At 54.9% G+C, this 24332-nt stretch carries 24 protein-coding genes; 6 read left to right on the plus strand and 18 right to left on the minus strand.

Annotation, left to right across the window (positions count from 1 at the left end):
- The first annotated feature begins 50 nt into the window (after positions 1-50).
- Complete coding sequence (locus EQV24_RS08590) at positions 51-1064, plus strand: NAD(P)-dependent oxidoreductase (RefSeq protein WP_013097338.1); 1014 nt, start codon at positions 51-53, stop codon at positions 1062-1064.
- A 96-nt stretch (positions 1065-1160) separates the two neighbouring features.
- On the opposite strand, the gene EQV24_RS08595 is transcribed toward EQV24_RS08590, so the two are convergent.
- From EQV24_RS08595 to gspC, 15 genes are all read right to left on the minus strand, one after another.
- Positions 1161-3008 carry a glycoside hydrolase family 19 protein gene (locus tag EQV24_RS08595; protein WP_130626457.1) on the minus strand — a complete coding sequence of 616 codons (1848 nt, stop codon included), beginning with the start codon at positions 3006-3008 and terminating at the stop codon, positions 1161-1163.
- A 136-nt stretch (positions 3009-3144) separates the two neighbouring features.
- Positions 3145-3597, minus strand: coding sequence for a type III secretion system invasion protein IagB (iagB, locus tag EQV24_RS08600; RefSeq protein ID WP_040022870.1), 453 nt, complete (start codon positions 3595-3597; stop codon positions 3145-3147).
- A 137-nt stretch (positions 3598-3734) separates the two neighbouring features.
- Positions 3735-6437, minus strand: coding sequence for a glycosyl hydrolase family 18 protein (locus EQV24_RS08605; RefSeq protein WP_058650636.1), 2703 nt, complete (start codon positions 6435-6437; stop codon positions 3735-3737).
- A gap of 263 nt (positions 6438-6700) precedes the next feature.
- Positions 6701-7498 carry an A24 family peptidase gene (locus tag EQV24_RS08610; RefSeq protein ID WP_130626458.1) on the minus strand — a complete coding sequence of 266 codons (798 nt, stop codon included), beginning with the start codon at positions 7496-7498 and terminating at the stop codon, positions 6701-6703.
- A complete protein-coding gene (locus EQV24_RS08615) occupies positions 7495-7980 on the minus strand; it encodes a type II secretion system protein M (RefSeq protein ID WP_023621352.1) in 486 nt (161 codons plus the stop codon). The genes EQV24_RS08610 and EQV24_RS08615 overlap by 4 nt, the downstream gene beginning before the upstream one ends.
- Positions 7977-9107: a type II secretion system protein GspL gene (gene gspL, locus EQV24_RS08620; protein ID WP_130626459.1), complete on the minus strand. Its 1131-nt coding sequence runs from the start codon at positions 9105-9107 to the stop codon at positions 7977-7979. Before gspL ends, EQV24_RS08615 begins: the two co-directional genes overlap by 4 nt.
- Positions 9108-9122: 15 nt before the next feature.
- Positions 9123-10139 (minus strand): type II secretion system minor pseudopilin GspK, encoded by a 1017-nt coding sequence (gene gspK / locus EQV24_RS08625; protein WP_013097345.1) that lies wholly within the window; start codon positions 10137-10139, stop codon positions 9123-9125.
- On the minus strand, positions 10136-10807 hold the full coding sequence (gene gspJ / locus EQV24_RS08630; protein WP_130626460.1) for a type II secretion system minor pseudopilin GspJ: 672 nt from the start codon (positions 10805-10807) through the stop codon (positions 10136-10138). Before gspJ ends, gspK begins: the two co-directional genes overlap by 4 nt.
- On the minus strand, positions 10804-11178 hold the full coding sequence (gspI, locus tag EQV24_RS08635; protein ID WP_029883205.1) for a type II secretion system minor pseudopilin GspI: 375 nt from the start codon (positions 11176-11178) through the stop codon (positions 10804-10806). The genes gspJ and gspI overlap by 4 nt, the downstream gene beginning before the upstream one ends.
- Complete coding sequence (gene gspH, locus EQV24_RS08640) at positions 11171-11656, minus strand: type II secretion system minor pseudopilin GspH (protein ID WP_020689911.1); 486 nt, start codon at positions 11654-11656, stop codon at positions 11171-11173. The genes gspI and gspH overlap by 8 nt, the downstream gene beginning before the upstream one ends.
- Complete coding sequence (gene gspG, locus EQV24_RS08645; RefSeq protein ID WP_013097349.1) at positions 11656-12105, minus strand: type II secretion system major pseudopilin GspG; 450 nt, start codon at positions 12103-12105, stop codon at positions 11656-11658. The genes gspH and gspG overlap by 1 nt, the downstream gene beginning before the upstream one ends.
- A gap of 2 nt (positions 12106-12107) precedes the next feature.
- The gene (gene gspF, locus EQV24_RS08650; RefSeq protein ID WP_020689910.1) at positions 12108-13316 is read right to left on the minus strand and encodes a type II secretion system inner membrane protein GspF; all 1209 of its coding nucleotides are present in this window, start codon (positions 13314-13316) and stop codon (positions 12108-12110) included.
- Positions 13316-14794: a type II secretion system ATPase GspE gene (gspE, locus tag EQV24_RS08655; RefSeq protein WP_130626461.1), complete on the minus strand. Its 1479-nt coding sequence runs from the start codon at positions 14792-14794 to the stop codon at positions 13316-13318. The genes gspF and gspE overlap by 1 nt, the downstream gene beginning before the upstream one ends.
- Before the next feature lie 13 nt (positions 14795-14807).
- Positions 14808-16736 (minus strand): type II secretion system secretin GspD, encoded by a 1929-nt coding sequence (gene gspD, locus EQV24_RS08660; RefSeq protein WP_038419009.1) that lies wholly within the window; start codon positions 16734-16736, stop codon positions 14808-14810.
- A 12-nt stretch (positions 16737-16748) separates the two neighbouring features.
- Positions 16749-17480, minus strand: a complete 732-nt coding sequence (gspC, locus tag EQV24_RS08665) for a type II secretion system protein GspC (protein ID WP_029883203.1) — start codon at positions 17478-17480, stop codon at positions 16749-16751.
- A gap of 299 nt (positions 17481-17779) precedes the next feature.
- Between gspC and EQV24_RS08670 the strand changes: the two genes are divergently transcribed.
- Positions 17780-19333 carry a peptidoglycan-binding protein gene (locus tag EQV24_RS08670; protein WP_130626462.1) on the plus strand — a complete coding sequence of 518 codons (1554 nt, stop codon included), beginning with the start codon at positions 17780-17782 and terminating at the stop codon, positions 19331-19333.
- Positions 19333-19959 (plus strand): hypothetical protein, encoded by a 627-nt coding sequence (locus EQV24_RS08675; protein WP_029883201.1) that lies wholly within the window; start codon positions 19333-19335, stop codon positions 19957-19959. Before EQV24_RS08670 ends, EQV24_RS08675 begins: the two co-directional genes overlap by 1 nt.
- On the opposite strand, the gene EQV24_RS08680 is transcribed toward EQV24_RS08675, so the two are convergent.
- The 3 genes from EQV24_RS08680 to EQV24_RS08690 form a co-directional block, all read right to left on the minus strand.
- Positions 19956-20579, minus strand: coding sequence for a helix-turn-helix domain-containing protein (locus EQV24_RS08680; protein ID WP_047351950.1), 624 nt, complete (start codon positions 20577-20579; stop codon positions 19956-19958). The two genes, EQV24_RS08675 and EQV24_RS08680, sit on opposite strands and share 4 nt — an antisense overlap.
- 263 nt (positions 20580-20842) lie before the next feature.
- Entirely contained in the window at positions 20843-21673 is an 831-nt protein-coding gene (locus EQV24_RS08685) for an N-acetylmuramoyl-L-alanine amidase (RefSeq protein ID WP_130626463.1), read from the minus strand.
- A complete protein-coding gene (locus EQV24_RS08690) occupies positions 21670-21993 on the minus strand; it encodes a heavy metal-binding domain-containing protein (RefSeq protein WP_006174327.1) in 324 nt (107 codons plus the stop codon). The genes EQV24_RS08685 and EQV24_RS08690 overlap by 4 nt, the downstream gene beginning before the upstream one ends.
- A gap of 107 nt (positions 21994-22100) precedes the next feature.
- Here EQV24_RS08690 and EQV24_RS08695 point away from each other — a divergent pair, with 107 nt between their 5' ends.
- The 3 genes from EQV24_RS08695 (at position 22101) to artI (ending at position 24326) form a co-directional block, all read left to right on the plus strand.
- Positions 22101-22619, plus strand: a complete 519-nt coding sequence (locus EQV24_RS08695) for a lipoprotein (RefSeq protein WP_013097359.1) — start codon at positions 22101-22103, stop codon at positions 22617-22619.
- 226 nt (positions 22620-22845) lie between these two features.
- Positions 22846-23574, plus strand: a complete 729-nt coding sequence (gene artP, locus EQV24_RS08700; protein WP_013097360.1) for an arginine ABC transporter ATP-binding protein ArtP — start codon at positions 22846-22848, stop codon at positions 23572-23574.
- Between the two features lie 20 nt (positions 23575-23594).
- Complete coding sequence (gene artI / locus EQV24_RS08705) at positions 23595-24326, plus strand: arginine ABC transporter substrate-binding protein ArtI (RefSeq protein ID WP_130626464.1); 732 nt, start codon at positions 23595-23597, stop codon at positions 24324-24326.
- Positions 24327-24332: the final 6 nt, after the last annotated feature.

Raw genomic sequence — 24332 nt, forward strand, 5'->3', positions numbered from 1 at the left:
TAATTCACGAAAGAATGCGCACGAAATTCTTTTCAACACAGTGGATTGTTATGAAGGTACTGGTTACCGGGGCGACCAGCGGCTTAGGCCGAAATGCGGTCGAATTTCTGCGCAACAAAGGCATTAGCGTCAGGGCTACCGGTCGCAACGAGGCGATGGGTAAGCTACTGCAAAAAATGGGCGCAGAGTTTGTCCATGCCGACCTGACGGAGCTGGTCTCCTCTCAGGCGAAAGTGATGCTCGCCGGAATCGACACCCTGTGGCACTGCTCCAGTTTTACCTCTCCGTGGGGAACCCAGGAAGCCTTCGATCTCGCCAACGTGCGCGCCACGCGCCGTCTGGGCGAGTGGGCCGTTGCCTGGGGCGTGCGTAACTTTATTCATATCTCCTCTCCGTCGCTCTACTTCGACTACCACCACCACCGGGATATCCAGGAAACGTTCCGTCCGGCCCGTTTTGCCTGTGAGTTTGCCCGCAGCAAGGCGGCCAGCGAAGAGGTGATCGACCTGCTGGCGCAGTCGAACCCACATACGCGCTTTACGATCCTGCGCCCGCAAAGTCTTTTCGGACCGCACGATAAAGTGTTTATTCCGCGCCTCGCGCAGATGATGCACCACTACGGCAGCGTGCTGCTGCCGCGCGGCGGTGATGCGCTGGTGGACATGACTTACTACGAAAATGCCGTGTACGCCATGTGGCTGGCGAGCCAGCCGGACAGCGATAAGCTGGCGTCGGGCCGCGCGTATAACATCACCAACGGCGAACCCTGCCGCCTTCGCACCATTGTGCAGCGCCTGATCGACGAGCTGCACATCGACTGCCGCATTCGCTCGGTGCCTTATCCTATGCTGGATATGATTGCCCGCAGCATGGAGCGTTTTGGCAGCAAAACCGCCAAAGAGCCTGCGCTGACGCATTACGGCGTGTCGAAGCTGAATTTTGATTTCACGCTGGATATTTCGCGCGCGGAGAACGAGCTGGGGTATAAGCCGATTGTGACGCTGGATGAAGGGATTGTGCGCACGGCGGCGTGGCTGCGGGACCACGGGAAGTTGCATCGGTAGTTAATTGGGTGCGGCCTGATGCCCTCACCCCGGCCCTCTCCCACAGGGAGAGGGGGTAAAGACTAAAACGGCAACCTTTCGGTTGCCGTTTGCTGTTTATAATGCCGTCCAGGCCTCAGACCATGCCAGACCTGCGCCTGGTTCATAGTACATTGGTGCATTGTTACACCAGCCGCTGTACGGGAACGGTTTGCACTGGAACAGTTTACCGTGGTTGTTCACGATATCGCCTGCGCTGTACTTGCTGTTCGCGCTCCACGCCGGGTAAGAGCCGGAAGTGCCTTCGTCCTGAGACGGGGTGGCTGCTTTGGCTTTTACGTTCAGCAGGTATGTGGTGGTGCTGCTCAGCTCACCGTCGCTGACGGTCAGGCTGATTTCATACTGCTGCGCCGTCGCGGCTTCAGGTGCGTTGAAGGTCACCACCGCTTTATCGTCGCCGGTAACGGTCTGGCCGTCCTGGGAACGCCAGGTGTAGGTCAGCTTATTGCCGTCTTCGTCGGTAGAGCCTTCTGCGCTCAGGGAGACCTGCGCGCCGGCTTCAACCGCACCGATCGGACCGGCAATCTGCGCTACAGGCGCATGATTTACCACCGCCGGGATGTCGTCTGGCACAGGTGCCGGGGTTTCATCCGGTGTTGGTGTCGGCGCTGGCGTCTCATCTTCAGACGGGGCTGGAGCAGGAGCCGGTGTTTCATCCGGCACGACCGCGGAACCGTCGTCGTTAACGATATTCACGTTAAAGAACTTCTGTACACACTTGGTGTAGTCGCCGTCTTTGAACGCGCTGAATGGCGTCTGATAACCCACCAGCTGGCAAGCGTAGGTCTTGCCATCTGGGGTATCCGCGCTCCATCCCCAGTCCTGTTCCCAGTAGATCTTCAGGGCACCTGCGCCACCTTCATCGAACTGCTTCATGTTGGCACAGCCAAGCACTTCGTCAGCCGGTACAGGGACTTTCAGGTAGTTAGCGAACTCTTTGTAGTATTTGATACGGTTCTGAGACTGGGCAATTTCAGTCGGGCCACCGCACTCTACGCCGCCGTTGATGATCTGGGTGGTCACGCCAAAGCCAGGGACAAGGCCGCTGGCTTTATCGTGGTCGTTCGGCTGCCAGGTGCCGTCGATAACCTGAAGCATGCTTGGTTTTGGCGGCTGTGGATAGGCGAAGAAGAAGATGGCGCTCGCCAGGTTCAGCCAGGTATCGGCCACCAGCTCAGGTTTGTCGAGCAGCGTGCGGACATCGCCGTACATTGCTTCAGAGAATGGACCGTAGTTGTAGTTGTAGTTGTAGGACAACTGCTTAGCGCCGCGGCCAAAGTAGCTCAGGAAGTCGCCATCTTTGTCTTTACCGCACGGCCAGGTCTGACCCTGCCAGACGTCCGGGTTACACTCCCCGTTATAGCCGCCCTTCTGGCCTTCGCTCCAGCCCATCTCACGCACATAGACCAGTGCCTGACGCCATTCCGGCTCCGGACGCCAGCTTTCGTGGCCGCCGGTTTCCTGTGCGAAGTGAGCAAACATGGTTGCCAGCTCTTTACGGCAGATAGCTTCGCTGTCGCGGCCATCGTTGTAGGTATCACACAGCGCCGGGAATTTACCCACGGCTTTCAGGAAGTTACTGTAGCTGTAATCCTTCGCGCGCAGCGGGAACAGGTATTCCCAGTCGCTCTCTTTAAGGATCCCTTCAACGCGTTTCACGTTTACCGGGTTGGCTGCACGGCCTGGCTCAATCTGCTCGACCTGAGCGTTGTCCAGTGTACGGATGGTATCCTTCACGGATTTCATCAGTGGGAAATCGGTGAGCTCTTTTTCCTTTTTAGCCAGATCGCTGGCTTTCATGGTGTAAGGCACACTGCTTTCCGCCTTCAGCATGGTGGCCTGAGCAATCACCGGCGCTACGCAGGCACCGGCAATAAGCACGCTCAGTAATGTCCTTTTATTCATCTCGGTTATTCCTGTTAATTTCGATAAAGTTAAATAAATCTAAATTCATTTATTAATCCGTTAATAAATAAACTTCAGACAGCTGCTTTTCATTTTCTGAAGAATACGGGTGGGTACTCTTCAAAAAACAAAAAACTCACCAGTTGGTTCTGTCGCGGGCGGCTAATTTTAACTGCTGATACTTTTTCCAGACCTTATGGGCATAGACCATGCGCTTAGGGTAATTTTCTTTTTTAAGCCCGGCGTTATACGCACCTACCGCTTCCCAGTTGTATCCATAAACCTTAATCATGCCTGACAAAATAGAGGCGCCGACCATAATGGAGGTACAGGGCTCTGTCATCAGACGGTTTTCATTAATGCCTTTGCGTTCAAGTTCAGGAAAGTGCGAGCTGTTGATTTGCATTAATCCGATATCGCGCGTTCCGTCATGATTGATGCCAATGGCGTACGGGTTCATTCCCGATTCCACATTCGCGATGGCATAAAGTAAAAACGGATCAATATGATAATAATGCGCCGCTTTATTCCAGCAATTTGCAAATGCGCTATGACTTAATATCAATAACAAAAACAGAAACCTTTTCATTCTTCACCTGCGTGGCCGTTTTTTATTCTCCTCAAACACGTCCTGTTAAATTAGTGGAAGGTACTGGCCACACCCGAAGCGGGGTGTGACCAGTGATTGTGGGCTGATATCACACCCACAATTTCAAGCTCAGAAGATTATTTGCAGTCTGCTGACGCGCCTTCTTTCACCCATACATCGCTGTTGCCTGGTTTGTCACCTTTTGTCCACCATTTCGCGCGGTACTCGAAACCTTGATAGGTTGTCTTGTCACCACCGTTGTAGACCATGTCGGAGCGCCAGTTCATTTTCACCTGGCTGACCAGTTCCCATGCATCGGCGTTAAAGCCAGGTTTGTTGCCCTGAGTCCAGTACTTCGCTTTCCATACCAGATTATCGGAGCTGACCATGTCGCCGTTGTTGTAGATTTTGCTGGATTCCCATGCCGCGTATTTGCTGGCGTTGGCATCTACCGGGTTATCGCAGCTGCCGGTTGCAGTGCCTTCATCAGATGGGGTGTTACCTTCATCGGATGGCGTGTTGCCTTCGTCAGACGGGGTATTGTCTTCATCAGGCACAACCGGGGTGGCTTTCGGCGTTACGGTAACCTGTACGTTAGACTGTACGCTGGTTTTACCGTCGCTTACGACAACGCTCAGGGTGTAGGTTGAGTCAGTTGTAACGTCCGGCGCGGTGATCTGTACGCTGGAGGTATCAGTACCGGTCGCGTGCATATCAGATGGTACGCTCCAGGCGTAGGTCAGTGCATCACCGTCTGGATCCGCTGCCTGCACGTTCAGGGCGTAGGTCTGACCGGCTTCCAGAGTGACGTTCTGCATCTGGTTAACCACAGGGGCCTGGTTGGCTTTCGGCGCTTTGTTCACAACCTGAACGTCAGCGGTGCTGCTCAGACCTTTTGGATCGGTCACGGTCAGACGGAATGCCAGGGTCTGGTTGCTGGTCACAGCGCCAACGGAGAAGGTCGCCTTCGCTTTGGTGCTGTTGGTCAGGGTAACGCTTGGGCCAGAAATCTGGGTCCATTTGTAGGTCAGCGCATCGCCATCAGGATCGGTGGAGGCAGAGCCATCCAGAGTCACGGTCGCAGGGCCGGTCACGGTTTGATCCGCCGCAGAAGCAACCGGCGCATGGTTGGTCACCACCGGATCTGGTGTGGAGCTGCCCAGCAGGCTTTCGTTCATCGCGTTCAGGATATCGCCGTTATCGGAGTCGATAGACCACGCGAACAGGCCGCCCAGGTTTTTCGCCAGAACGTACTTACCTTTTGCGGTTGCGGAACGGGCATCTTCATAAGAGATCAGCTCGCCGGTGGATTTGTTGAAGACGTATGGCGCTTCAGCGTCTGCGTCATAGCCATATTCCCAGCCAGGCTTGCCTTTGTACTCGTTCACAATCTGACGATAGTCAACAACGCCTGGTTCCCAGGTGCCTTTCACGCCGTCAGTCGCCGTACCGGTGAACGGGTTGTTGCCGGTATAGCCGTGAACGCCAGTCCAGCCACGACCGTACATGCCGGTACCCACCACGATTTTGCCTGGCTGTACGCCCTGCTCCAGCAGCGCGTTAACGCCATTTTCGGTGGTGTAGTTGGTGTCCGGACGCCATGCTGGTGCATGCAGCGCAGCCTGGTGGCCCAGATCGGTCATGCTCCACGCGCCGTAGAAGTCGTAGCTCATCAGGAAGATGTGATCGAGATACTGCTGCGCCGTGGTGTAATCCACGTCTTCAATCTTATCTTTACCGGCACCGATGGCGCTGGTCAGTTCATAGGTGCGCCCCGTTTCAGCGGACAGTTCGTTCAGCATGGTACGCAGATCGTGCATCAGCGCGGTGTAGGTTGCTTTATCCACCTGCGGGTTACCCAGTGATTCGTTCACACCGCCGCCGCCCGGGAATTCCCAGTCGATATCCACACCGTCGAAGAATTTCCAGGTTTTCAGGAAGTCTTTAACAGAGGCCACGAAACGTGCACGGATCGCGGAATCGTTCATGTGATAGAACGGATCGGACATGGTCCAGCCGCCAATGGATGGCAGAATTTTCAGGTCAGGATGGGCTTTTTTCAGCGCCATCAGCTGGCCGAAGTTACCTTTGTACGGGTCGTCCCAGTTAGATACGCCGGACTGTGGTTTCTGCAGCGCAGCCCACGGGTCGTGGATCGCCACGGTGTAGTCAGGTCGGCCAGCACAGGCTTTCTGCAGGTTGGCGAAGCTGTTGCCGTTTTCAACGGTTTTCAGACCGTCGTTGATGCCGTCGCCGCCACAGATTGGAATGAAGCCGTACAGGATGTGGTTCAGGTTAGCGGCAGGGATTTTATCGACCGGGAAGTTACGGCCATAAACGCCCCACTCAGGGAAGTAGGCGGCAACCACTTTATCGGTATGTTTTGCGAAGGTTTTGTTGTTTTCCTGCAGAGGCGCATTCAGCGGCAGGAGGTGGCTACCGTCAGTATCCGCCACGATGATCAGCTTGCTTGCGCTTTTGGTACAGCCGCTGTTGTTACAGAGTTCAACCTGCTCCTGGTAGCGACCGCCTTTTTTCACTTTAAAGGTGGCAGAACCGGATGCACCGGCAGCACCGGACCAGACGGTCTTGCCATCCAGCAGCACTTTACCGGAGGTCGGCGCGTCGCCGCTCCAGACGTTCCACTCGACTTTTACGTCGACACCGTCGTTATGAACCTTAACAAGATTACCGTAGTCCACTACGGCCTGGTCCACTTCAACGATGGCAAATTTATCGTTACCGCTGCTGATTGAAGGCGTACCTGGCGCTGCGGCGAACGCAGAGCCGGAAACGGCTGCGACAAAGAGTGCCAGATAGGTTGGCTTCATAAATTTCATTATTAATTCCTGATAATCTTATTTTTGATAAATGAAAAGGACCATGTATTCCATATAACATGGGCGAGTACTGAATAAGCTATTTAATTAAAACCACAAACCCAATTTAATTTTACTAACCATGTATAGTGCTAATATACCCTCCATAAAAAGACATGAGCGGCAATCCTTACAGCTTATGTTTCTTACAATACTCCGGGAATTAGTTGACGTCCTTTTATTCCCTCAGCGAAAAAATTTCAAAAAAAACTTGACCACGTAAATCAGAATGTGAATTGCAAGGTCTGCAGAATAAAAATAACCAAACCGGCGAGTGACAACAGAGGGCCAAACGGAATAACGCTATTTTCTTTAACCGCTTTATAAAAAACAAAATACAGTGCGATACCGCTTAATGCCGCCGCGAGCAATAACGAAGGTAACGCCTGCCAGCCGCACCACGCGCCCAGCGCAGCCAGCAGCTTAAAATCACCGTAGCCCAATCCCTCGCGTCCTGTTGTCAGGCGAAAGGCCCAGTAGAGAAGCCACAGCGACAGGTAGCCCGCCGCTGCGCCAAACAGGGCATCCGACAACGGTAAGGTATGAAAAAGCGCATGATTCAGCAGGCCCGCCCACAGCAGCGGCTGCGTCAGGCAGTCCGGCAGCAGCATGTGTTTTGCGTCTATCATCGCCAGCGGCAGCAGTCCACACCAGAGCACCCATAGCGACATCAATGCAGCCGCAGACGGGGCATACGCCGCCGTCAGGGCAAAAAACAGGGCGCTGGAAAGTTCAAGCAACAGCAGACGCAGCGGGATCGCAGTCTGGCAGCAGCGGCAGCGCCCACGCAGGCAACACCAGCTCAGAACCGGGATATTTTCCCACCAGGCGAGCGTGTGGGAGCATGCGGGACAGTGGGAGGTCGGAAACAGCAGGTTTCCGGCCCCCTCCTCCTCTTTAATGAGCGGGGGAATGCGTTCGACCACCACCCCCAGAAAGCTGCCGATAATGCCGCCAAGCGTGCCGCTGAGCAGGCAAAGGGCGGGCATCTGGCTGCCCTGAAGCAGCGTCAGCGAGTTCATGCCACTTTCGCCCAGGAGAGCTTAATCTGGGCCTTTACATCGCTAAGGTGATCAACCGGCGTGAGATCCATTTTCTCCAGACGAACCCCGGTGGTTAAATTCACCTCCCGAAGCCAGTTTTTCAGTTCATAGACGTTGACCCGATCAATATTAAACGTCAGGGTTTGCCCGTCCTGCTGGATATTACTCAGCGCAACGTGGATCTCTTTGGCGCTCTCTTCCACCACGCTTCTCGGGTTACTGGTTTTTAATACTTTCGCCTGAAGGTGATTTTTATTAATTTCTGCACGCATCCAGTTCAGGGTCTGTTTCTGTTTTTGCAGCGTGCTTTTCTCATTTTTAATAATATTATCCAGCGGGGTCATTACACCGTACCAGATAATGGCGCAACAGAGCGCCGAGCCACAGAGTTTAATCAGCGTTCGTTCGCGCGGGCTGTAACGCAAATAGCGTGCTTTTAATTGTCCAATTTTCTCTTTCATTTATATTTCCCTGTGATGATAGCGGTATAAGGCGCTTCACTGGAGACCGGCTGCAGCGTAAAGTCGAAGGTATCACTCGCCTTATTGACGAACGCCTGCAACGCCGTGGGATCCATCGAACGGATGTTCAGCGTGAGCTGATTCTGGGTGTCGTCGTATCCCACTTCACTCAGTTCGACCGCCGGGAGCGATTGCTTGACCTGCTCCAGTGCGTCCAGTTGAAGAAAGATCCCTTTCTTCTCTTTCTTGATGTTCTGCCCGAAGTGGTACTTCAGGTTGGTGGTCTGGCGCAGCGTGGGGAAATAGTGCTGGGCCAATTCCACCATCTGCTGCTGGGCCAGGTTTTCCTGGTTAGAGAGCATCCAGGCCATGCCGATACGAGGGCCAACCAGCAATCCGATACTCAGCACCGCCATGGCGGCAAGAGTCGGTTTCGCATAACGGAAACCGGTCTGTGCACCCGTGGCGCTAAAAACGCCGTGCAGCAGGTTTGCTTTGCAGCTTTTCCACTGCGGCTGGATCAGCACCAGCGGATGCTGCCAGGCCCGTTGCTCATCCACCTGCACGTCCGCCGGCGCATCGCCGTAACAGACGAGGTTACCGGCGCACTGCTGGCTCAACAGCAGCGGCAACAGGGCAGCGTCGGTTTCACAGGCGCCAAACGGCGAATAGCGCATCCAGTAACCACTGTCGGTGGACACCAGCGTGCTGCCGCCTTCGGTTACCGGCAGAAGGATCGCATCGGGCAGCACCTGCACCACCGTCAGCCCGGCATCGGCACAGCGGTCCAGCCAGTACTGCAGACGCGCCGCATCAATGGCCACCGCGTCCACTTCCCGCCCCTTCTTGTTGAGCACCGTCCAGTGAAGCGTGTCCACATCGCCAATCAGCGTCTCTTCTGCCAGCCAGGAGAACTCAACGCTGCCTTTTTTGGGCAACGTGAAGCGACGGAAGATCATTTCGCTGGCCGGCAGTAGCAGGCAGACGCGTGCGGCTAACGCGTGACCGGCAAGCGCCGCCAGTGACGCCCCGCCCTGACGCTGTTCCACCTGGTCGCTACCGGACTCGCACCACATTATGTTCCCGTCCTCATGCGTGTCGGGACGAATAAAAAGCACCTGTTTCATAGAATTCGTCTTGTGTTATTCAACCATTCGGTAGCGACGTTGCCAGGTAATCACCTTCCCGGCTTCATTATCAACATGAAGCTGGCTGACGACGCGCAGCGTTAAATCATCGGTATTGCCGGTACTGTTGACCCGGAAATAGTGACTGTTTACCGCAAGAAACGCCTGAACCTGCTTGAGGGCGTCTTTGGTCTGCGGATAATTTGTCTCAAGCTCTTTCTGGAATGCCTCCATCGACTCCCAGCCCTCTTCCGGGCGGGAGGCGATCAGACGGGCGGCCTCGTCCTCGCTCAGCGAGCCGATAAACAGGGCTGCCAGCAGCGGTGCCTGTTCTTCGGTCAGGGTGTTGACATCCACCTTGCTGGCGGTGTCGGGTAAGGCGCACAGCACTTTACTGACCTTGCCGTAGGCCGCCACCGGAAACGCAGGCAGCAGCTTTAGCTCGCCCGGGGTGCGCATCATCTGATTCGCAGGCAGCCGCGCGGGCTCAACGCCGGCCCAGGCATCTGTCTCCAGCCCCTCTTTGGCCGTTGTGGTATCACCGTCGAGATAGTCCATTAGTTGCTGGTAAATCTCTTCTGCGTCACCAGCGGAAATGCCGCTGTCGGTCAGAAGCTGCTCAACGATGCGCGCTTTGACCGGTTTTTCCGGCAGCGCCCCTGCGGTCTGTACCGCGGGGGTCGGATCGGCCGCCAGCAGGTTATTGACGTTAAAGCAGGTCTGGGCATCCTCAATCTGGCTCACCACGGTGTAGTGTTCACCCTCTGTCTCCACCGGCTCTGTCCACTCCCCTTTGGGCGACAGCCCCTGGCTGTCACCGCTGGCGTAGGTCTGAAGCAGACCTTCAATGGTTTTTTGCTGGCTCTGAATGGCCCAGCGCAGCTGCTGCTGACTCACCTGATAACGGGTTTTCTGCAGATTGCGGCAGAACTGCTGACTGATTTTGGCCGCCAGCGCCGACATCATGACCAGCAAAATTAGCACCACCAGCAGCGCGACACCGCGCTGTTTTCGAACCGATTTTCCGCTCATTTGTTCTCTCCTGACGGAGCGGGCACCGGCTGCGGTTGTGGCTGCGCTGGTGTGGCCGCATCCCCCGATGGCGCAGGCGTTTGTTCTGTTGGTGCCGCCGGGGCGACCGGCATATCACTCGGCGTGGTAAATACCCAGCGCCAGGTATCGCCATTCTCCATGGTCAGCAGAAGCTCTACGCCGTCCGGCTGATGCGCCGTGTCGGTCCATTTGTTCTGCCAGCCCTCTTTCCAGAAGCGCCACGTCATCTCTTTGACATCGCTGAGGATCGGCACCTCTTCCGGCTTCACATCGGCAGGGCTGTCGATAACCGGCCAGATATCGCGCCACAGTTTTTTGTCCTCAAGCCGCCAGCGCACGCGCTCCAGCTGGACCTGACCGCTCACGCCGTTCAGCGTGGTCAACTCCAGCGCATCGTCGTGCTGGACAAATACGTCAGGCTCGTTGCGTGGCGCGCGTGCCTGAAGCTGAAAGAAATCCCGCTCCAGCAGGTTATAGGCGCGCTGAAGCTGGTTGAGTTGAGTCGCCGCCACGTCGGTGGCGTTCGAGGTGCGCATCGCCCCGTCCAGAATTTGCCAGGCAAGCGTGCTGATAACCGCGAAGATGGTCAGCGCAATCATAATCTCCAGCAGCGTAAAGCCCTGCTGACGCTGAATGTGCTTACTCATTTCACCTCTCCGGGTTCCGGTATCTGCAGGCTCAACACCGGTTTGTCTTCATCATCCTCGGCGTACACCTGCACTTCATCGGCAAAGCGATTTTCGGCGGTTTTCACCCGCTGCTTGCGCCAGATCCAGCTTCGCCCCCCCATGATTTCTGTCCCTGTCTGCAGGGCATCCGGGAACGGCGTGTTGCTCAGCTTTGCTTCCGCCAGCTGGTTTTCCGCCACCCAGCTCGCCTGCAGCGAATCGGCCAGGCCATGGGTAAAGCGCACGTTCAGCGAGACGGAGTTCATCAGCGCCAGCGCGGCGGTGGAGAAGATGACCAGAGCGACCATCACTTCCAGCAGGGTCATCCCCTGTTCTTTGCGTTTAGTCATCGTTCTCTACCGAAACCGGTGATGCCCCCTGCGACACCACGCGAAAGCGCTGCTTTTTATCGAAACTCTGCAGGGACAGCGTGAAGCGGCTTATCTCCCCGTCCGGCAAAAAGACAATCTGCGGCGTGGCGTCGGTTGTGGCAGCAATGCGCTGCGGTGACAGCGACACGTGCATTTCTTCCGGGAACTGGCCGTGGGTGACAATGCGCCCGGCGGTTAAGGGTTCCCAGTGTCGTTCGCCCTCTTTTTCGGCCCAGGTCACCAGCTGATATTCTGAGGTGGTGATCACCAGCCCAACGATATTTCCGTCCATTACCGCACGGTCTGAACCATATTCAACGAGGGCTTTTAACTGCTGACCGAAAATATCCGCGCCGCTGCGCGAGGGGATTGTCGACACCACCATCATGGCGCAGGAGGCAAATATCACCAGCGCCAGAATAATTTCCAGTAAGGTAAACCCACGTTGCTTATTCATTACTTCTCTTTTTTATCTAAAGACCAGTTGGTAATATCATCCGCGGTATTCGCTTCGGCATCCGGGCCCGCAGAGAAAACATCCACTGCGCCATGTTCACCCGGGCTGACCAGAATATAATCATTGCCCCACGGATCTTCCGGCAGGCGGCGAATATAGCCATCATCACGGTAGTTTTTCGGGATTGGCGCGATATCAGGTTTGGTGACCAGCGCCTGCAACCCCTGCTCCGTCGTGGGGTAACGGTGGTTATCCAGCTTGTACATATCCAGCGAACCTTCCAGCGCCACAATATCGCTGGTTGCTTTCTGGGCATCGGCTTTTTCTTTATTCCCCATTAAATTTGGTACCACCATACTGGCGAGCACACCGAGAATAACGATCACCACCATTAATTCGAGCAAGGTAAAACCGGCCTGACCTTTCAGGCTATTTCGTTTTAAAGACATATTTAACCCACCATATTATTGAGCTGAAGAAGCGGTTGTAATATTGACAGCACGATAAATAAAACCACTGTCGCCATTGTCACCACCAGTGCCGGTTCAAATACCGACAGCGTTAACGTAATTCGATGCTGTAATGCCGATTCCTGGTTTTCCGCGGCGCGATCCATTAATGAACCTAATTCCCCGCTCTCTTCGCCGGAGGCAATCATGTACAGCATGGTCGGCGGAAAGAGCTTCGCCTGGTCCAGCGCGTTATACAGAGAAGCGCCCTGACGTACGGTATCCGCCGCCTGCTCCAGCACCTGCCGGGCATAGAGGTTTTCGATCCCGTCCATCGCGATATACATCCCCTCCAGTAGCGGGACGCTACTGGCCTGCAGAATGCTGAGCGTACGGATATAGCGGGCGCTGTTGATGGCGCAAACCAGCTTTTTAATCGGCGAGCCATTCACCAGCCAGCTGTGCCAGCGAAAGCGGTTCGTGGTTTTCTTCACCCACGTCTTAAAGCCCACGATTGCGCCGAACAGCCCCCCGGCAATGTAGATCCCGTACGCCTGCAGAAAATCGCTCACCGCAATCAGCGTGCGGGTGGTGATCGGCAGCTGCTGTTTCATGTGCACGAACTGCTCGATGACCTGCGGTACCACCGCCACAAGCAGGATGCTGATCACCGCCACGGCAACCACCGTCAGGGTGATCGGGTAGACCATCGCCTGCGTCAGCTTGCTTTTCATCTTCTGGCGCTGCTCGTTGTACTCTGCCAGCTTCTCCAGCACATCGCCGAGGTGGCCGGTTTTTTCCCCGGCCATCACCAGCGTGCAGTACAGCTTGTCAAAGGTGCGCGGGAACTGGCTGAAGGCATCAAACAGCGTATGGCCTTCCACCACTTTCTCGCGGATCTCCGTCACCATAGCCGCCAGCTTTTTGTCTTCCGTCTGCTTTGAAATGGCCTTCAGGGCGCTTTCCAGCGGCAGCGACGCGTTAACCAGCGTTGACAGCTGACGGGTGAACATCGACAGCACCGGCACAGAGAGTCTGGCGCCGGTTTTGGCTTTAGCGCTGGCCGCATTTTCACGGGTTTCGGTGATGGTGAGCGGCATCAGCTTCTGCTCACGCAGCGACTGGCGCACCTGCTTAGGTCCTTCCGCCTGCAGCGTGCCGCGCTGGGTTTTCCCGGCGGCATCGGTCGCGGTCCACGCGTAGAAAGCCATTATTCATCGCCTCCACGCTCGGCGGTCACGCGCATCACCTCTTCAAGGGACGTGATACCGCTGATGACCTTCATCAGCCCGTTTTCACGCAGGCTGTAGGCCTGTTTGAACAGCTCGGTCTCAATGGACATCTCATCTTTGTCTTCATGAATGGCGCGACGCATGGCGCTGTCGACCACCAGAAACTCGTGAATGCCCGCGCGTCCCTGATACCCGCTCTGGCGGCACTGGTCGCAGCCAACGGCGCGATAGATGGCCTTTGGTGGCTTATCCATAAAGCTAAACAGCACTTTTTCATTGTCATCCAGCGGACTGGTGGTACGGCAGTGCGTACACAGCCGACGCACCAGACGCTGGGCAATGACGCCGAGTAGCGACGAACCAATTAAAAAGGACTCCAGCCCCATATCCCGCAGACGGGTGATGGCCCCCGCCGCACTGTTGGTGTGCAGCGTAGACATGACCAGGTGACCGGTGAGCGACGCCTGCACCGCGATTTGCGCGGTTTCACCGTCACGAATTTCCCCGATCATCACCACGTCCGGATCCTGACGCAAAATGGCGCGCAGGCCGCGGGCAAAGGTCATGTCCACGCGCGGGTTGACCTGCGTCTGCCCCACCCCTTCCAGCTCGTACTCAATCGGATCTTCGACGGTCAGAATGTTGCGTTCATGTCCGTTCAGGGCCGACAGAATGGCATACAGGGTGGTACTTTTACCGGAGCCTGTCGGCCCGGTGACCAGGATGATGCCGTGCGGGCGGTTAATCAGCCCTTTCAGTTTTTCCAGCTCTTCATCAATGAGTCCGAGCTTGTTGATATCTGGTTTCAGGTTGCTCTTGTCGAGCAGACGCATGACCACGCGCTCGCCGTACTGCGACGGAATGGTCGAGACACGCACGTCAATCGCCTTGCGGCCAATGCGCAGGGAGATACGGCCATCCTGCGGCAGTCGTTTTTCGGCGATGTCGAGTTTCGACATGACCTTAATACGCGAGACCAGCAGCGGGGCCAGTTTACGTGCGGGCTGGAGCACCGGGCGCAGCACGCCGTCAACGCGGAAACGGATGCTCAGCGTGCGCTCAAAGGTTTCGATATGGATATCCGATGCGCCGTCTTTTACCGCTTCGCCGAGAATGGCGTTGATCAGGCGGATCACCGGCGAGTTTTCGTCGTTATCCAGCAGATCTTCGTTGTCCGGGATCTCCTCGGTTAACGCCATCAGATCGATATCCGCATCCATATCGTCCACCAGCTGCTGCGAAACGCCGCTGTTCTGCTGCCAGATTTTAGCCAGCATCTCATCAAACGCCTCCGCGCTCAGCGTCTGGGGCACAAAGGCGCGCCCCAGTACCCGGCGCATCTCCAGCAGCGCAAACGCGGGGACGTCGTCACGGATATAGACCGTGTCGTTCCAGAAAAGGATGCCGTTCTCCTTCGCAAAGCCGCTGGTGCAAAGCTGTTTCGTCAGTTCATCCACGCGTCACCTCCCCTTACTCTTTGAAGGGGTTGCGCGTGGTAGCAGGTGCGCTCACGCCGACCGGCATGGAGTGATCCTGCTTTGGATAGGCAGGCAGGACGGCGTTATCGGTGTTCTCAACGATGCCGAGCTTTTTCTCCTCCAGACGCTGCTGTTGACGGGCGCGGATCTGGTCGTATTTCTCCTTCGTCGCCGCGCTGTAGTTGTCATCATCACGCAGGACGGTGGTATGGATAAAGACCATCAGGTTGCGCTTCGACGTATCCTCCGAGGTATAGCGGAACAGCTGTCCCACCAGCGGCAGATCGCCGAGCAGCGGCACTTTCGACACGTTCTGTTTGCTGACGTTTTCCATCAGACCACCCAGCACCACCGTCTGGCCACTGTGGACCATCACTTCGTTGTTGATGGTACGGGTGTTGAAGGTTGGGCCGAGGCTGGCGTCTTCGGTGGCGCTGGCGTCAACGCTGGAGACCTCCTGCTCGATCTTCAGGTGGATCATGTCCCCGTCGTTGATCTGCGGAACAATCTTCAGCTTGGTACCAACGGTTTTACGCTCAACCGAGTTAAAGACGTTGTCGCCGCTGGTGGTCTGAGAACCCGACAGCACCGGCACATCCTGACCCACGTTGAACGACGCTTCTTTGTTATCCAGCGTCACCACGCTTGGCGTGGAGAGAATATCGTTCTTGCCACTGGTGGAGAGCGCGGTCAGCAGTGCGCCATAGTCACCGTTGAAGAAACCGGTCGCCAGGCCAGTAAAGGAGGCCCCTTTGATCGTGCCGTTTTTGACCTGGCTAATGGGCAGACCGGTTGAACCGAACTGCACGCCGCCGTGTTTGCCGGTCCACTGCACGCCGAGATCCATACCGTTACCGTCCTGCACTTCCGCAATGATGGCTTCCACCAGCACCTGCGGACGACGAATATCCAGCTTGTCGATCACCTTCTCCAGCGAGTTCATGACGTTTGGCTGAGCGGTGATCACCAGCGAGTTGGTGGACTCATCGGCGGTGATATTCAGCTCGCTATTGGTTGTGGCGGTTTTGCTTTTCGCGGTACCGGCTTTGTCTTTCAGCTGCTCACCGATACCGGTCAGCACTGGCACCACTTTCGAGGCGTTGGCGTATTTCAGGTAGAAGACGCGGGTATTGCCCTCGTTGTTCTGTTCGCGGTCGAGCTGGCCAATCAGCGAGCGGGTACGCGCGCGGGCATCTTCGGTGCCGCTGATCACCAGGCTGTTGGTTTCATCATCGGCCACCACTTTGGTCGCCAGCTGTGGCGCGTTCTGCCCTTTCTGCTCTTCATTGTTGAGGTTGTTCAACATATCGGAGAGCTCTTTCGCCGAGGCATAGCGCAACGGTACGATTTCGCGACGCTGCATACCGGAACGGTCCACGCGCTCAACCAGATCCACCAGGCGGTTCACCACCGAGGCTTTCCCGGTTAACAGCAGCACGTTAGAGGGTTCAAAATGGACCACGTTGCCGATCCCCGAGGCATCGTTCAGCTGGCGCAGCAGCGGGGCCAGCTCGCGCACGGGGACGTTCTCCATGCGCACTACGCGGGTGATGATCTCATCCCCTTTGCCCGGGTTTTTGCTGTCGGCCACCGGCACCCCGGCGGTACGCGCCACGCTGGAACGCACCACTTTAATCATGCCGTTATCCATTGGGATCACCGACAGACCGTAGAGATCCAGCACGCTCAGGAAGAACTGATAATATTCATCTTCTGACAGCACGTTATAGGTTCTCACCGACACCGTGCCCTGAACGGACGGATCGACGAGAATCGTTTTATTCAGATTGCGACTTACCGTATCGATAAATTCGCGAATATCGGTATTTTTAAAACTGGCGCTAAAGTTGGCTGCAAACAGCGAACCGGAATATAACGACAATGCGGTCAGCGCCACGCACGCCCATGGAAATTTCTTCATGATTTACACTTGTTAATTGTTTAGAACATTAACCCGAATATTTTCAAGGTGAGCGTGCCGTCTGACGACGACCTCCGCTTCTTTCATTTTCGACCAGTTGGCGATAATATTTTTCGCCTGCGCTTCTTTCGTCATATCGACGTCATTCACTTTCACCACCACATCACCCTGTTTCAGTCCTGTTTCACTGTAAAAAGGCGACGCATTGCGTGGATTAATGTTAAAGCCTTCCAGTTGGCCTTTATCGATTAACGGCTTTAACACCAGATAATCATCGAGATGCAGACTGTCCGCGCCGGCATCTTTTTTCGATTTCGTCACTGGGCTATTGCCTGCATCGCCCTTAAAATAAGGCGGCTGTTTGAGGGCGAGCGTTTGCTTCGTGCCTTCATACTGAACAACCACGTTATCTTTATTAATTTCATCCACATATGCGTCATCGAACCCCACCAGCGGTTCCCCTTCCCGGTAGCTCTGCTGCCCGGCGGGGGTCTTAATCACGGCAAACGACAGCCACGACTCATCGCTGCGGATGATGCCTTCAATTTCTGCAGACAGCGGCGCTTTTACCGCCGCCGGAACGTCGGCCTGACGGACCGCAGCCGTAAAAAGACCAAACGTTTTGTCACTGTTACGCGGTTTTAGCGGCGCTTTATCAGCATTCGCTAACTTATTCGTAACCTTTTTATAATCTTTAAAAACGACATAACCCTGCTGGCTGCAAAAAATTAGCATGACTAGCATTATGCAGGGCGTCATTAGCCTGGAAAGGAATGCGTTCCTCATTATTATCGGGCCTTTTAGCAAAGCAGGAATTCGCAGCGGTATGCTGCATAACTTAGTGAGCAAATAGTAATAAGCGTGACCAGTGCAAACCACCGGCTTCGCTATTAACTTTAATGAAGAAAATGATTGACCGGAAAAAAAGGGAATGTTAGATGCGGCCTGACAGGTTATTTTTACTCTGGTGTTAAATTGACCATGACAGGGGCTTACCGTACTTTTCGCCCATTGCTATTAAAGAGAAGAGACGGTAAGTCGTTATGTATCAGAGCCATTTTAAATTCAGTACCCCGCCGTTCAGAAATATCACCCGCAAGTCGGGCGATTTTCTGGTGCCTTATCATCAGGATGTGTTTAATCTTCTGAAAGAGAAAAGCCAGCAGGCAGGGATCACCGGGCTCTTTTACCACGACAGCGAACTGCTGGGGCAGTTCAGCGATGCCCTCAAAGCCAGCAGCAAGTCGGTGCTCTGCATTAATGCCTTTCCAAAGCTGAGCGCCAGTAGCCTGCTCTTCAAACTCAACCCGGTAGCGAAAGAGAAGAACAAGCTCCAGGCGGTTGACGCCATTATTCGCCAGTGGCGCGATGCGAAGTCGACCCACAAGGTGCTGGTCATTTCCCAGGCCCAGGCGATGAAGGCCAGCGGCTATGACGTGCTGGGCATACTGCTTACCCGTGCGCAAGAGCTGGATGTTCGCCTGTCGATTGTGCTGATGGGCACGGCCGACCAGGAAGTGATGCTGAAAGCCTCTGCCCTGCAGGAATATGTGCTGACCTGCCATACCCTGCGCAACCTGACCTGCCGCGAGTTCCTGAGCTACGTTGACGCCCAGTGCCACGAGCACGGCGCGGATGTCTCTCCGCTGACGCCCGCTCGCGTGAAAAAAATCCACGCCCTGACCAAAGGCAACATCAGCAAGCTGAACGAACTGGCTCATCTTTCCATGCTGGCCGCCTGGACCGAACGGGCGCCAAACGTTGGACCGCGTCATTTGCGTCTCGCCACCGGTGAAGCCCTGCCAGCGCCTAAGCGTGGTAAAACGCTGGCCTCCATCGGATTGTTCGCGTCCGTCCTGTTCGCCGCCTGCGGCTGGATGATGACCTCGTCCATTACGGCAAAACTGCCGGTGGCGCTGCCGGTACCAGCCAGCTGGAAACAGCAGGTAAAAACGCCAGACGCGCCGGTACTGCCGGTCATCGAACATGAGGTGGTGAATCAGGCCGATGCCATGCACCAGCTTTATGCCATGTGGGGCTATGACGCCTCTGCCGAAGATGCCTTGTGCCAGAATGCCGCAAAAGTGAACCTGATGTGTAAACAGGGTAATGCTTCCCTGGACACCCTGGCGAATGACGGTTACCCGTGGGTGAGCGAGATTAAAACAGGCGATCACATGAATTACGCCGTCGTGGCGCGTGCCGGGAAAAATTCCCTCGACCTGCTGATGAACAACCGCACCTGGCAGGTGAGCCGCACGTGGTATAACCAGCACGCAACGGGCAATTACATCCTTCTGCACCGCCTGACCCCGTCAGGCAAAGACGAAATCACCGCCGCCAGCGACAGTAAAGATCTTGAGTGGCTGGATCAGCAGCTGAGCGTGGCGTTGGGCGAAAGCGAAACGCACGATAAAAACTGGACGGCGGAACTGATGAAGCGCACCCGCGAATTCCAGGAAAAAATGCACCTCCGCGTCGACGGTATTCCGGGTGAAGACACCCTGATGCAGCTGATGCGCGAAACCCATACCACGCCGAGCGTGTTGATCCAGACAACCCAGGCTAACCCGACTACGCAAGAGAAGCACGCATAATGTCTACCATCTGCCTCGCTGCCCAGCGCAGCTATACCACCGGGGAACCGGTCTGGTTCTCATGGCGTTTGCCGTCATTCAGTAAAATTATCAGCGTGGTGACGCTCTGGTGTCTGGGGCTGTGCGCGCTGATCGTCGCAGGCCTCTATGCGCACGTGTACTGGAACCTGCGCCACCCGGCACCGGTGATAAAAAAGGTGAGCGTCGCGAAGCCAGACACCACACTTTCTGATATGCATTACGTGTATGTCACCAAACCGTTCCCGCACCCGCAGCCAAAGCCGCAGTCGGTAAAAGTGCAGGAAGATTTACCGCCGATGGACAATATGCCCATTAATAGCGACGAAAATGAGTGGCAGCAGGCACCTGATGGCGCATTGCCGGACAGCCCCGTCACGCATGATACCTCGCGCGATACCTTACCCGGCACCGAAGCGCACGAACAGGCGATGAAACACGCGCAGGCAACGCAGCCGGATGAAGACAATTCATTAAAAACGTTATTTATGCAGGCGCTAAAACAGCAGCAGGATGATATGGCGAAGGGAAAAATGCCCGCACCACCGGTTGACGAAACGCAAAATGCGTCTCCTTCGATAATAAAAGGAGACGCGGGAGGGGATTAATATTTTTCCGGCAGGGAGGTCAGGCTAATCAGTCGCCCTTTTTCGACCACAATATATTGACCTTTCTTCAGGTCTGAGAGAATTTTAATAATGGTGCTGCGTGCCAGGTTGGTGTATTCCTGAATATAATCATAAATATTAATATCTCGCTGATGATCAACAATCAGCTCGTTAATTTCTATCAGGAATTCACGGACGACGGAATATGCGCTGCGGGCAACCAAAACATCATCCCGCTTGCTGAGCAAACAGATATACCAGGCCAGCACTTTAGTCAGTTCAGGCCACAGTCCGTGTTGGGTCATTAACTGCTGGAATTGATCTTTATGTATGGTACGAACCACGGTATTACTGCGTACCACGCCCTGCATATGCGTAGAGTTGTAGAAAATAGCGGAGAGACCAAAGATACATTGTCCCTGTAGCGTAAACATACATAAGTCATCAGAACTGCGGCGGAACTCGACTTCTCCGCTGACGATAATGTGAATATTATCGGAGTTACAGGTTGATATTTTTTGCCATTTTCTTAACGTTTTTTCTTCATACCCGGCCGTTGCAGAAATAATGGCTTCCATTTCATGATGGGGACGTGTTTTTTTACCAAAAATGCTTAACATTATTATACCCAATTAAGATGTTTAAATAAGAGAATTATCCGACAAGGTGTTACGTTGCCGTAAAATGTGTTGGTATTCTTTTTGAAATTAAAAAAACCAGAAGAGGACTGTTTCTTTAATTTGATTCATGCTGTGAATCGATGAATCAATCTTAGATGAGGGCGATTTTAAATCAATTTACTTAAAATGAATTGAGAATGTACTTAAGATTAATCTTATGATCATGCTCACAAAAACGAGGCATTCGGGTTAATCCCGAAGGATTACCCCTGCCCGTATTTCTCTAAAAGTGCTTCGGCAATGGCCAGCGTTTCCACATCTGCCACGCCGTTCCACAGCTGCGGCCTGAAGTGCATCTGAAAGACCATAATGATGCGCTTCTGCTGAGCGGGGGTGCTGTTGTCGGGAACCTCGTAACCGTAACGCGCGAGCAAATCAAGTAACGCTGCGGTCTCCACGGCCTGATACCGTGGCCGCCCGTTCATATAGAACGCCACCCGGGACGCGTCGGGCCAGGCGCCAATCCCCTGCTCTGCAAGCTCGCGCCACGGGAACAGCGGACCGGGATCGTCCTTGCGCTGAGGCGCGATATCCGCATGGGCCACCACGTTCTCGGGTTTAATGTGATAGCGGGCAATAATGTCTTTTGCGAGCGGTACCAGGGCCGCAATTTGCGCGGGTTCGAACGGCGAAAAGTGTTTTACTCCGGCCGTTTTTTGCCAGCCGCGATTCTCAAGCTCAATGCCAACCGACGTATCATTAATACGGTTGGTGCCGCGCCAGAAGCTGATACCCGCATGCCAGGCCAGTTCGTTCTCGGGAACCAGCTGCCAGATGCGCGGTTTACCGTCCGGCGCGGGCGGCTTCGCCGGGATCAAATAGTGGGAGCTGACGTTCTTGTCCGTCAGCGTGGCCAGCGAACCGTCAAAGTCATCCGCCGTATAGTGGATAACCAGCACCTTGATGCGCGGATAGGCCGCCTGCGCCTGGTGGCGGGTATCCAGTTCATAGGCGCCTTTATCCACAATGCCTTTTTCCGTGGCGCACCCTGCCAGCAACAGCGCCAGCAGGAGTGTTGAAAACGCGCGTTTCATCGACGGGTTTTCACCGCCGTACCGCTTACGCTCACCATCAGCATGCTGGCATCTTTACCGACGGTTTCGTAGTCGATATCAATCCCCACAACCGCATCCGCCCCCAGTGCTTTGGCCTGTTCGCCCAGCTCCTTAAAGGCGATTTCCCGGGCTTTACGCAGCTCTTTTTCATAAGCGCCAGAGCGACCGCCGACGATATCGCGGATACCGGCAAAGAAATCGCGAAAAATGTTGGCCCCCAGAATGGCTTCGCCCGTAACCACACCGCAATACTCGGTAATCGGCTGCCCTTCCAGGGTTGGCGTTGTTGAAAACTGCATGGTTTCTCTCCTTCTTTAGCGTTCAATGCCTTAGCCCATAACTTCACCAGCATTATCGGTTCGTTACGCTATGATTGAAAGGATAGTTAATAAATAAGGAAATCAACATGCGCTACTCTGCTTTAACGCTTTTGGTGCCCTGCGCGCTGGTGCTCAGCGCGTGTACCACCACGGTCACGCCAGCCTTTAAGGATATCGGTACCCGCAGCGGCCCCTGTATAGAGGGCGGCCCGGATACCGTGGCGCAACAGTTCTATGATTATCGCATTCAACACCGCAGCAACGATCTCACCGGCCTGCGTCCGTATCTGAGCGATGGGCTGGCAAAACTGCTGAACGATGCCACGCGCGATCCGCAGCACAACGCGCTGCTGAAATCCGATCCGTTCTCCAGTCGCACGACGTTGCCGGACAGCGCCGAAGTGGCCAGCGCCTCGACCATCCCGAACACCGATGCGCGTAACATCCCCCTGCGCGTGAAGCTGACCCAGGGCACCCAAACCTGGCAGGATGAAGTGCTGATGATCCGCGAAGGCCAGTGCTGGGCGGTGGATGACGTACGCTATATCGGCGGGAGCGTTCATGCCCCGGCAGGCACGCTGCGCCAGTCGATTGAGAATCGCTAAACCCACTGTTTCAGAATTGTAAACCCCGAAAAATGTGCGGCATTTCATGCGGAATGCCGACATTTATACTCGCCGACCTTGGGCTTCGCTATTTTGTGCTATGTTTAAGGGGTATTACGGGTTATATTTAACTTTTAACGCAGAAATATTGCATAACTATTCTGTCAACGGTACTATCTGCGGCCTCAATTGCTATAGATTGCCTGGATGAGTAAAGACTGCCCCGATGAGTATTAAACTAAACGGCATTAACTGCTTCTACGGCGCACACCAGGCGCTGTTCGACATCACGCTGGAGTGCCCGGAAGGCGAAACGCTGGTTTTGCTTGGCCCAAGTGGCGCGGGTAAAAGTTCTCTTTTGCGTGTCCTTAATCTGCTTGAAATGCCCCGTTCAGGAACGCTGGCTATCGCCGGTAACCACTTTGATTTTGCGAAAACGCCGTCCGATAAAGCGATTCGTGAACTGCGTCAAAACGTTGGCATGGTCTTCCAGCAATACAACCTCTGGCCGCATCTGACCGTCCTGCAAAACTTGATTGAAGCGCCCTGCCGCGTTCTCGGTTTGAGCAAGGATCAGGCGATGGCGCGTGCTGAAAAGCTGCTGGAGCGTCTGCGCCTTAAGCCCTACAGCGATCGTTATCCGCTGCACCTCTCCGGGGGTCAGCAACAGCGTGTGGCGATTGCCCGTGCGCTGATGATGGAGCCAGCGGTACTGCTGTTTGATGAGCCGACCGCTGCGCTGGACCCGGAAATCACCGCCCAGATCGTGAGCATCATTCGTGAGCTGGCGGAAACCAACATTACTCAGGTCATCGTCACCCATGAAGTGGAAGTGGCGCGTAAAACCGCCAGCCGTGTGGTCTACATGGAAAACGGGTATATCGTTGAGCAAGGTGATGCGAGTTGCTTTACCAACCCGCAAACCGATGCCTTCAAAAACTACTTATCTCACTGAGAGTGCCAGGGAAAATGATAATGAAAAAAGTATTGATTGCCGCGCTGCTCGCTAGCGTCAGCCTTTCCGCTACCGCAGCCCAGACCATCCGTTTCGCCACCGAAGCGTCCTATCCTCCGTTTGAATCTATCGACGCCAACAACAAGATTGTGGGCTTCGATGTCGATCTGGCTAACGCGCTGTGTAAAGAGATCGACGCAACCTGTACCTTCAGCAACCAGGCGTTTGACAGCCTGATCCCAAGCCTGAAGTTCCGCCGTATCGACGCCGTGATGGCCGGTATGGACATCACGCCAGAGCGTGAAAAGCAGGTGCTGTTCACCACGCCGTACTATGACAACTCCGCCCTGTTTATTGGTCAGAAAGGGAAATTTACCTCTGTTAACCAGCTGAAAGGCAAAAAAGTGGGCGTACAGAACGGCACCACGCACCAGAAATTCATCATGGATAAACATCCGGAAATCACCACCGTGCCTTACGACAGCTACCAGAACGCGAAACTGGATCTGCAGAACGGCCGTATCGATGGCGTGTTTGGTGACACCGCGGTAGTGACCGAATGGCTGAAAGCCAACGATAAACTCGCGCCAGTGGGCGACAAAGTGACCGATAAGGACTACTTCGGCACAGGTCTGGGGATTGCCGTTCGTCAGGGCAACACTGAGCTGCAGCAGAAATTCAACGCTGCGCTGGAAAAAGTGAAGAAAGACGGCACCTACGAAACCATCTATAAAAAATGGTTCCAGAAGTAATTCCTG

It is taken from the genome of Enterobacter sp. A8 (genome assembly GCF_004296595.1).
GTDB lineage: Bacteria > Pseudomonadota > Gammaproteobacteria > Enterobacterales > Enterobacteriaceae > Enterobacter > Enterobacter cloacae.